Annotated in this window: 8 protein-coding genes, 2 pseudogenes and 1 other annotated feature; of the genes and pseudogenes, 1 reads left to right on the top strand and 9 read right to left on the bottom strand. The window is 37.8% G+C overall.

Annotated features, from left to right (window positions below):
* The 4 genes and pseudogenes from ABE34_RS08155 to ABE34_RS08140 all read right to left on the bottom strand — a co-directional run.
* Positions 1-1,030: pseudogene (locus tag ABE34_RS08155) on the bottom strand (IS3 family transposase); the annotation flags it as partial.
* Between the two features lie 155 nt (positions 1,031-1,185).
* Positions 1,186-2,001: an ABC transporter permease gene (locus ABE34_RS08150; RefSeq protein WP_206700624.1), complete on the bottom strand. Its 816-nt coding sequence runs from the start codon at positions 1,999-2,001 to the stop codon at positions 1,186-1,188.
* Positions 1,998-2,990 carry an ATP-binding cassette domain-containing protein gene (locus ABE34_RS08145; protein ID WP_197141643.1) on the bottom strand — a complete coding sequence of 331 codons (993 nt, stop codon included), beginning with the start codon at positions 2,988-2,990 and terminating at the stop codon, positions 1,998-2,000. The genes ABE34_RS08150 and ABE34_RS08145 overlap by 4 nt, the downstream gene beginning before the upstream one ends.
* Positions 2,991-3,126: 136 nt before the next feature.
* Positions 3,127-4,347, bottom strand: a complete 1,221-nt coding sequence (locus tag ABE34_RS08140) for an MFS transporter (RefSeq protein WP_346655542.1) — start codon at positions 4,345-4,347, stop codon at positions 3,127-3,129.
* A 109-nt stretch (positions 4,348-4,456) separates the two neighbouring features.
* Here ABE34_RS08140 and ABE34_RS08135 point away from each other — a divergent pair, with 109 nt between their 5' ends.
* On the top strand, positions 4,457-5,332 hold the full coding sequence (locus ABE34_RS08135; protein ID WP_197141630.1) for a LysR family transcriptional regulator: 876 nt from the start codon (positions 4,457-4,459) through the stop codon (positions 5,330-5,332).
* A 183-nt stretch (positions 5,333-5,515) separates the two neighbouring features.
* On the opposite strand, the pseudogene ABE34_RS25630 reads toward ABE34_RS08135, so the two are convergent.
* The 5 genes and pseudogenes from ABE34_RS25630 to ABE34_RS08115 form a co-directional block, all read right to left on the bottom strand.
* Positions 5,516-5,614 (bottom strand): annotated as a pseudogene (locus ABE34_RS25630) (aminoglycoside phosphotransferase family protein); the annotation flags it as partial.
* Positions 5,615-5,657: 43 nt separating this feature from the next.
* Entirely contained in the window at positions 5,658-6,938 is a 1,281-nt protein-coding gene (gene serS, locus ABE34_RS08130) for a serine--tRNA ligase (RefSeq protein ID WP_197141628.1), read from the bottom strand.
* Positions 6,939-7,044: 106 nt separating this feature from the next.
* Positions 7,045-7,260, bottom strand: a binding site (T-box leader).
* A 553-nt stretch (positions 7,261-7,813) separates the two neighbouring features.
* On the bottom strand, positions 7,814-8,809 hold the full coding sequence (locus tag ABE34_RS08125; protein ID WP_197141626.1) for a sensor histidine kinase: 996 nt from the start codon (positions 8,807-8,809) through the stop codon (positions 7,814-7,816).
* Entirely contained in the window at positions 8,806-9,477 is a 672-nt protein-coding gene (locus ABE34_RS08120) for a response regulator transcription factor (RefSeq protein ID WP_197141624.1), read from the bottom strand. Before ABE34_RS08120 ends, ABE34_RS08125 begins: the two co-directional genes overlap by 4 nt.
* Positions 9,474-10,466, bottom strand: a complete 993-nt coding sequence (locus tag ABE34_RS08115; RefSeq protein ID WP_197141622.1) for an alpha/beta fold hydrolase — start codon at positions 10,464-10,466, stop codon at positions 9,474-9,476. The genes ABE34_RS08120 and ABE34_RS08115 overlap by 4 nt, the downstream gene beginning before the upstream one ends.
* Positions 10,467-10,488: the final 22 nt, after the last annotated feature.

The raw sequence follows: 10,488 nt of genomic DNA, 5'->3' as shown, positions 1-10,488 counted from the left end.
GGATGGAGATTGCCGTCTAGATGTGTTTTTAACTTTTCAAGCGTCTTATAGACAAGGGACATCTTTAACGTAGTAGATAATTCATATGCTACAATTTCTCGTGTTGCGACATCTTTCACGCATGATAAATACGCCCTTTGACCACCTCTATATTGCAGATACGTAATATCTGTTAAGAATACTTTTCCTGGCTCCTCTTGCTTAAATGCACGGTTTAAATGGTTCGGTATACGGCGATGCGCCTCTGTTGCTTTTTCTAACAGACGATATGGATTCGCACGACGTACTTTTGCATATAAATTGAACTTACGCATCAGACGAAGAATCTTTTTATGGTTCATCGGTGTGTCCAGCACATCTACCAGTGCCATATAAAATCCACGATAACCAATTTTCCCTTTCGCTTGATCATAAATTGATTTTAATAAGATGTAATCTTGATAATCAGCTTCTTCACGTAAAGCGTGTTTCTCCCTATTTTGAAGCCACTTATAATAGCCGCTTGGACTGACATTCGCTACCTGACAAAGATGACGAGTCATATTTTTTAATTGATATAAACGAATCGTTTCATTGATGGCTTGGTATTTCTCTTTTGGTGTTAAAAACGATTCTTCTTCGCCTGCCTTTCCATTTCGTCGAGCTTTTTTAACAGATTAAGTTCTGCCTCTAATAGTTGAATACGCGCTTCCGCTTTCTCAAGTTTTTTTTCTGCGGATAAGTTTTCAAGGCGTGGACGACCAGTACTCTCTTTTCCACGACGTTCCTCGTAAAAGCCTTCCTTACCATGTGTTTGATATGTTTTCTTCCAACGGCTAATTGCACTTTGAGCTTTCTTAATTCCTATCAGCTCTAAGTCAAATCCTGCTTCTCTGAAGATTTGGACTGGACCTTTTCCTTGTAAATTTGCCTGAACAGCTTTCAATTTAAAGTCGGCTGTATATTGAATTGAGCGGTCGGATACTGAGGCGACATTTGGATTCGCTTCAATTTGTCTGCGTTGGTGCTCGTTAAAAATTATTTTACTCATGATGTTCTCCCGTTCATAAATGGTATGGTTAGTATAACGGGGTTTTCAAACGTTGAAAATAGAAAAACCCCGAATAGGTCCACTTTTTTTAAAGTGTCCACTATTCGGGGTTCAGTTCAATTACTTGCTCAAAACACACTCATTAAGGACTTTTCTTATGTTCTACGCATATAAGCTTTCACTGTTAGTGGTGCAAAGATGGCGACAACTACAGCAGCACCAATGAGTGAGGCCGATAAATCCCAGCCTATTGTTCCTGAATTCGTCAGTTCTCTGACAGCCGTCACGAGATGTGAAATAGGATTAATTTTCACAAACCATTGTAGGAAATCTGGCAAAGTTTCTGCTGGAACAAAAGCATTCGAAAGAAATGTTAGTGGAAACAATACAAGCATCGAAATTCCCTGTACACTCGAAGCTGTTCGGGCAATGACACCAAAGAAGGCAAAGATCCAGCTTATGGCCCAGGCACAAACAATGACTAAAAGCCCCGCAAGTGCAACATGTTCCAATCCACCTTCTGGTCGATACCCCATAATATATCCCATAGTAAAAGTAAGTACCGTTGCAATTGTATAACGAATCGTATCGGCCAATAAGGCGCCTGCCAATGGCGCAATGCGGGCGATCGGTAATGATTTAAAACGGTCGAACACTCCTTTATCCATATCTTCCCGTAACTGAACGCCTGTAACGATTGAGGTCGTGATGACAGTCTGTACGAGAATACCTGGAATAATGACTGGCAAATAGTTTTGTACATTCCCCGAAATGGCTCCCCCAAAAATGTAGGTGAACATGAGCGTGAAAATGATCGGCTGAAGCGTTACATCAAACAACTGCTCAGGCGTACGTCGAATTTTTAAGACTCCGCGGTAGGACATCGTGAGCGAATTTCTTATAGATTGATTGATACTCGGCTTGCGTAACGATCCACGTTCAACTAGTGGTTTTATCGTATTACTTTTCATACTCTTTCCTCCTCTAGTTGAGGACCATTTTCTTCCACACTATTACCTGTGATTGTTAAAAATACTTCATCTAAGGTCGGTTTCTGTACACTGAACTCATCAAGCTGAATTCCTTTTTGACGAAGGGCAATCAGTAAATCCGTAACTAGATCAACATCTGCCATTGGGGCAGTGATTTTCCCGATATCCTGTGAAATGGTTGTTTTCACTTGAAGTATGTGTTCTACTGTTTCACGAGCAGCCAACATTTCCTGTGTATTTTGAATGCTTAAATGTAAGGATGAAGTACCAACAGATGCTTTTAGCTCATCGACTGTCCCTTCTGCAACAACGCGCCCATGATCTATAACCGCAAGCCGATCTGCCAGCTCATCTACCTCTTGCAAATACTGTGTCGTTAACAGAACAGTTGACCCCGTATCTACTAAACGACGAATCGTATCCCACATTTGATTACGTGTACGTGGATCTAGCCCCGTCGTCGGCTCATCTAAGAAAATCAATGGTGGCTGTGCGATCAGACTGGCAGCCAAATCCAGACGACGACGCATACCTCCAGAGAAATTTTTCAAAGGACGTTTTGCAGCTTCTGATAATCCGAACTCTTCCAGTAATTCAGCAGCCTTATTTCGCGCCTCTGTACGTCCCAATCCTAGCAAACGTGAGAATATAATTAAATTTTCCGTTGCACTAAGTGACTCGTCAACTGAAGCATACTGACCAGTGACGCCAATTAATTGACGTACAATATGTGGCTCTTTCACTATGTCATAACCGAATATTTGTGCCGACCCAGCATCTGCTCTTAGAAGAGTCGCTAGCATTCTAATAGTCGTTGTTTTACCCGCTCCATTAGGACCTAGTACACCATAGATAGTGCCAGCACGGACGTTTAAATCGACACCATCAACTGCCCGATTTTCTCCAAAATGTTTGACTAGACCACGTGCTTCAATAGCCCACTCACTATTCTCTAACGGGCTTTTCATTCTATTCACATTCCCCAATACTATTCCTCCCTCATTCATTACCGTCAGTTTTATAGAAATTTGTCTATAAACGGATAATACAACAAGTTTGTGAACTGAATGTGAACCGAATAATCTACGTCACTCATTTTATTTGTTACAGAATTTCTGAACTGATCTTTGTAGTTTTAGTTGACCTATGTAAATTAACTGCACCTAGCGCTACAAAAGCTGCGACAATATCCAAGGCCAATTGATAGCTCGAAAAAAAAGTGACCATAAATCCAAATAATGTAGGCGCAATGACAATAAAAAATTGATTTAGCGTCAAAGCAGCACTTACTGTTAGAGCCACATATTGTGGATTCGATTGCTCGGTCACACAGGCGATAAATAATGAATACCAGCCAAGTGCTATGAATCCTAAAATAAAACTAAATAATAGCATCAACAATTTCGCATGTATCATATATGGCAATATGACTGTAAGAATAACTGCACTAACCATTACGATCATTAAAAAATATTCCCGCTTCTGCGCAAAAAATTGATCACTAATCCAAGCAATAGCTATCCTGCCAATCATCCCACCGATTAATATAAAGCTTAAATATTGCCCCGCCTCTGTTAAGGAATAACCTCCTTCTTGATGTAAATAACTCATAAAATGAGCAATGAGGATCATTTGTAAAGTCATCATTACGATTCCTACAATATAGATTGGATATAAGCCTTTATTATTTTTAATGGCCATGAGCTTCTCTTTAAAAGTGACAGACGTTGCAGCTACTGCTACACGTTCTTTAGGCTCCTGATAAATTAGTAAAAAGAGCAGGCCACCAGCAATTGCTACGAATCCTTGCACAAGATGCACCGATGACAGGCTATAATGATGGTACATATATGTGAGAATAACTGATGCAAGCGCTCCACCGATTGGAATGCCTGTTTGCCGAATGCCAATCGCCAACCCGCGGTGTTTGTCTGGAAACCATTTCACGATGGCCGTACTCCCTCCGGTTTGCGCACTGCCGTACCATACCCCTACGATTAATAATATAAATAACAACACCACATAATTATTGACCAACATGAGTAGTAAAGCCGAGAGTCCTAATAATATCGAACCCCAAGCGATGATTTGTTTTTCCCCTTTTTTATCCATAAAATAGCCAAACAAAATCATCGAGAAGATTGGCCCAATATTAACCGCAGAAACAATAAAACCTGTTTGTAGCGAAGATAAATTCCATTCAATTTGATAAAATGTGGCGATTGGCCCCATGCCGTACGTCACAAAAGTTGCAGCAGTTTGAGACAGCGTAGCTACTAATACGATGACCCATTTAAAATATGTATTCATTAAAATTCCTCCAATGCTCTTACACTGATTACATATTTGAGTTTACGCCTCCCCTATGAATGCGTAAAATGGAGGAAAGTGATAGTGGCTATCAAAAAATTTAATAGGTGTGTGACAAATAAACATGAACATAGAAGAAATAACATTAAAAATCGAGATTTTGGAGAGGCAAAACCTTAGTAAATCCGCTGAAATAACGAATTATACGCAATCTGCCCTAACCTCAAAAGTGAAGAAAATGGAGACAGAAATTGGTCAGGAATTGTTTAAGCGTACACCGCAAGGCTTGAAGATTACGAATGTAGGGACACAATATTTAAAATTTTTAAAGTTAATGACACAGGAGTACGACGAATTTTTACAAGAAATCGGTTCGGCACAAACAAATTCAAAAATTAACTTCGGCACTTCCCATACAACGATTAAAATTTATGGCGCTTCCATTATGAATGCCTTACAGATCAATAATATTCCGTTAGATGTCGATTTCACTGTAGAATCAAGCACTTCCTTAAATGAAAAAATACATAATGCTGAAGCGGATTGCGCACTAACGAGTAATCCTATTAAACACTACCCTGATTTAAATTATGACAGGATTGCATCAGAAACATTCAAAGTCATTTCGAACGACTCACATATTATTAGTTTTGAGGAAGGTTCACCTATTACATTACTTGTGTTGAGCAGAGGCTGTATGTATACTCGTGCAATGGTGGAGTGGCTAAATAAGAATCAAGTGCCATTTACAATGAAAGAAATAAAATCGGTAAGTAGTATCCTTGATTTCCTACAAATAGACAACACGATTGCTGTGCTAAATACGAAACTAATTGACCTATATAACTATTCCAACATTCACTATTACAATTTGCCACAGCTAAACAAAATTATCGAAACTGTCTTTATTTACAAGAAGAACGAAAGTCAACAATCCGCTATTTTTCAATTAAAACATGTTATTGAATCATTGCTGGAAGACCCTATCGAACGAAGCTAATTCGTTTGATAGGGTCTAAAACAATTTATCGGAACGACTTCAAGATTTACATTTTTGGAGCCTATTCTTTTTCAAGAATTGCGCCCGATTGGGGAATAGTGGAAAAAGCAAAAGAGCTGCAAAATGTCACTTCTGAATTTTTTCTAATGCACCCCACCTTAATTAACATCTTTTTTAGTCCCGCTAAAATTCCTTTAGAAATAAAGCATTTTTTTCAATTCCACGGCGTTTACACCACCCGATACTATTAAAAGCATCAGTAAATCGATAAAAAGGCAATACAATTACCTGTTAAAGGATATCTAAAATAGCTTTTACCCGTTATTTATTTTGGTTCAATTATTTCTTTACCACCCATGTATGATCTTAAAACTTCAGGAATTACTACGCTTCCATCAGCTTGTTGATAGTTTTCTAGGATAGCGGCAACTGTACGACCAATGGCAAGACCTGAACCGTTTAATGTATGAACATATTCTGGTTTTGCATTTGGCTCGCGACGGAAGCGGATATTCGCTCGTCGTGCTTGGAAATCCTCAAAGTTAGAGCAAGAAGAAATTTCACGGTACATGTTTTGTGCAGGAATCCAAACTTCTAAATCATATTTCTTCGCTGCAGTAAAACCTAAATCAGCTGTACACATTTTTAGCTTACGATATGGTAAGCCTAGTAATTGCAATACTTTTTCCGCATGATTTATTAATAGCTCTAATTGTTCGTATGATTCCTCTGGTTTTACAAAGCGAACTAGTTCTATTTTGTTGAACTGATGTTGACGGATTAAACCACGTGTATCACGCCCCGCAGAGCCTGCTTCTGAACGGAAGCACGCACTATAGGAAGCAAAGCCTTGTGGTAAAGCCTCAGCCAATAAAATTTCATCACGATAGAAGTTTGTTACAGGTACCTCTGCCGTTGGAATCATGAAATAATCTGTTTCCTCTAATTTAAATACATCTTCTTCAAATTTAGGAAGATTTCCAGTACCCGTCAAGCTATCACGATTAACAATGACAGGTGGTAACATTTCCTCATAACCATGCTCCTCTGCATGTAAATCCATCATAAATGTCATTAATGCACGTTCTAAACGAGCTCCAAGCCCGCGGTAGAATAAGAAACGGCTACCTGTTACTTTTGTACCTCGTTCAAAGTCCACAATCTTCAAATCTGTAGCAAGATCCCAGTGTGCTTTAATGTCAAAATCAAATGTTGGGGTTTTCCCCCAAGTATATTCTTCTACATTGTCGTCTTCTGTTGTCCCTACTGGTACAGATTCGTGTGGAATGTTTGGCAAGCGCATCATCATATCTTTAAGGCGCTCTTCAACATCATTTAGTTGAACATCTAGCTCTTTAATTTCATCGCCTACTTGACGCATACGAGCAATAACTTCATCAGCATTTTCCTTGTTGCGTTTCATAATTGAAATTTGTTCAGATACTTTATTTCGTTCTGCTTTTAATTCTTCTGTTTTAACAATTAATTCACGACGCTTTGCATCTAAATCCTCAAAGTCATCTAAGTTGCCTAAATCTTCATTACGTGTTAATAGCATTTCTTTAATTTCCGCGAAATTATCGCGTACACGTTTAATATCTAACATAGTCATACCTCCAGTAATTTAATGACATAGCATCCATTAAGTCTCGATGTAATTGCGTTGCAAGCTACTTTGAATCAAAATAAACACAAAAAAGCCCCCATCCCTAAAAAGGGACGAGAGCTACCCGCGTTGCCACCCTAATTGATTAGGCATATACCTAATCCGCTTATTTCATAACGGCATTTCAGCCGGCTACAGCCTACTTACATTACTTCGACTGCGCAACTCCAGGACGGATTCACAAGTGCTTCTATCAGCTTCCACCAACCGCTGACTCTCTAAAAAAAACGTGCTTGCTACTACTTCCCATCATCGTGTTCAGTTATTTAAATTTTAACCATACTGTACTATATGAAAACAGATTATGCAAGCCATACCATAGGATACAAAATATTCTAGAATTCTTGAATCACGGTTAATTTCGGATGAAATGCACAACCCAATAAATGACCATTTCGCGCTAAGATAATTTCCCCCTCATATTCAGCGAATTTCAACATTTTTACCAACTGCTTTAAAATGGGAAGCACGGAGTCTTCAATGGAAAGGTCAGAATAAAACGATTGAATGTTTTAAATAAAGTTATATTTCATCTAGAATACCCCTTTAAGTCTCTTTCTATTGTTTAGTTTAAGGACAATCCTTCATAATCCCACTATACTTTAACAGAAAAATCCAAATACCTTATACCTTTACAAGTTACTCCACAATATGGCCCGATTCTTGAATGACAAGTTAAACACCACTTACCAACTAAACTCTGGTTTAGTTGATTAGCAACAATCTTTGCGAAAACAGCCTTTAGAAAATACCCTTTTTTTATTTATCACCTAACTTTTTTAAATTATCGCCAACCGCTCAATAAAATCAACGAATCAAGCTATTTTTTTAGTCAAACAAAATTCGGTCCCTTCTTCGTTCGAGTTGAGTGAATAATTGACTTGAAGAATTCTAGCGATGTCATCAATGATCTTCAAGCCAAGGCCTTCGCTTACACGGCTTTGTTCAAAGCCAATACCATTATCAGTCATGGTAACCTTGCCTTCTTTAATCATGATCTCTAGCTTTGTAGCTTTTGAATGTTTCAATGTGTTTTGGAACACATTATCAAACATTCGTTGAAGCCATAGTGCATTACTCGTCCAAGTTACATGGTTATCTTCTAGATGATAGATTAAATCGATGTTTTGCATTCGGTATAAATAGCTCCACTTTTTGATCATCGTTTCAAACAATAGCGTGAGTTGCACTTCTTCCTGGACGATATAAGAGTTCTCCATTGTATCTAAGGACTGCCAATTCAATTCATTTGTTAAGCTAGCGATATATTGAATTTGCTCATTCAAAGATTCCACTAATTTTGGTTGTTCCTTATAGGTATCCTCTACATAAAATAATTGTAAACGCATCGCTGTTAACGGTGTATTTATGTCGTGTCTTAGCTTTTGTAGTAGCTCTTTTTGCAGCTCCTGCTGTTGTTGAAGCTCTAATTCCCGGTAAGTAGTTCGCTCAATTAGTATATTAACGGACTGAATTAGCTGTCCGATTTCATCCTCACTGCCAACAGCTAATGTACTCGGTGTTCTTTCATTGCTCGCTAAGTCACGAATCGTTTTGTTGAGCATATTAATTTTCGTTAGTAATGAATTGATCGATTTCGAAAATAAAAACGCTAGCAAACATAATGATAGGAAGAACACAATTAGCATCGTTGGATAAGCGAAAGATTCATGGAATGGAGTGCCTTTATTTCTAGTTTTAAAGGCGATTTCATATATAATAGACATCGACACACTAATCCCCAACAAAATAATCGGAACACTGATGATGGCGCTAAATAATAATATTCGATATTTTGTTTTTAATGTCATTTCTTTATGTAGGTATTTAATCGATACCCTTCTCCGTAAATATTTTGTAGGATGGTACCTGATGTATCATTCATTTTCGTTCTAATCTTTTTGATATGGACATTAATAATATTTTGATTGCGATCTTCAAGCGGCCATAAATAGTCAAAAAAATGATCCTTCGTTAACACCCTATCCTTGTTTTCATATAAATAAAAGAAGATTTTACGTTCGATTGCAGTCAATGCTATTTCATCATGTATATTATTTTTAAATAATTTACGATGCTCGCTATCAATTAATAGATGTTGGACCTGTGTAAATGTACCATACTGCTGCTCTAGCATTTTCTTCATTCTTAAAAGAAGCTCTCTCGGATCAAATGGTTTTGTCATATAATCTTCCCCAACAGTTAACCCTTGCAGCTTGCTCTCCATATCATTGCGAGCAGATAGAAAAATAATGGGGATATTTAAGCCTAAGCTTTTAATGTTCTTTGTCAGCTGATAGCCATCCTCCCCTGGGAGCATAATGTCCATTATGACTAAATCGATTTGATGGATAAGGTTCATAACTTCTCGTCCATCCGTTTTCCATACAACGTCATAACCTTCACGTTGTAATATTTTTTGCATCAAATCACCAATCATTTGGTCGTCTTCTACTATTAAAATCGTAAATCCTTTCATTCCCTCGACCTTTCTTTGTTGTCAACTTTAGTCTTCATAAATTCTGTAGCAAGCTTATAAATCTCATCTGGTTTATATAAATAAATACTATGAGTACCACTTAACTCTTTCACATCTGCTATGCTAATTTGCTCGGCAAATTCCGCATATTTCTGGCTATGATACTGCGTATATTGCGAACCTTTATTTTGTTCAGCAATCGCATCTATTAATAATATCGGTGTGTCTTTTGGTTTCGGAAGCTTTTCTGATTTTAAACTATTTTCATACACTTGTAGTAACTCATTTTTCATATCATCATTAAAAGCTTGCTTATAGGATAGAGCTTTATAGATTTCTTTTTCTTCCTCATTTAAAAACGATTGCTTGATGACTTCTGGATTGTACACTTTCGAAGGGGCTAAGCGATGTACGCCCAATTTCGTTAGCAAATTCATTCCTTTAACAGTCCAAACATCGACTACTCCCATTTTATGCTCCACATATTGACTTGGCAAACCTATATCAAGGCCAATGATCCCCTTAATTTCTTCAGGATATTTTTGTGCCCAATAAATCGCTTCAACCCCTGAAATGGAATGCGGTACTACTATATAAGGAGGCTTATTACCACTTTTCAAGAGCGCTTCTCTCGTTTGTGTCAAAATTGTATCAATATCTCGTTCGTCTTTCGAGACATCGCTATACCCATACCCCGCTCTTTCAATAACAGCAATCTTATGTTCTTGAGAAAATTTACTATACAGCCCTTTCATTTCATAAATGGGTGCCGCAACCCCTGACCCCGCCATGAATATGTAAGTGTCTTGACCATCCCCCTCCGTATAAACATTGATTTTTTGATGATCCACTTCAATAAGTGTTCCTTTATTGCCTAGAAGTTTCGATTCTTTACTTAGCTGATAACGATCATAGCTGAATATCACTACTAGTCCAATAAGCAAGACCGCTATAAAGTAGATCCCAACTTTCTTAATCAGTTTTTTCATAAAATGCCCCTTTCAGTTGATA

Origin of the sequence: Lysinibacillus sphaericus, assembly GCF_015844675.1 — a bacterium.
In the GTDB taxonomy this organism is placed as follows: domain Bacteria; phylum Bacillota; class Bacilli; order Bacillales_A; family Planococcaceae; genus Lysinibacillus; species Lysinibacillus sphaericus_E.
This window is presented reverse-complemented; position numbering and strand designations above follow the sequence as displayed.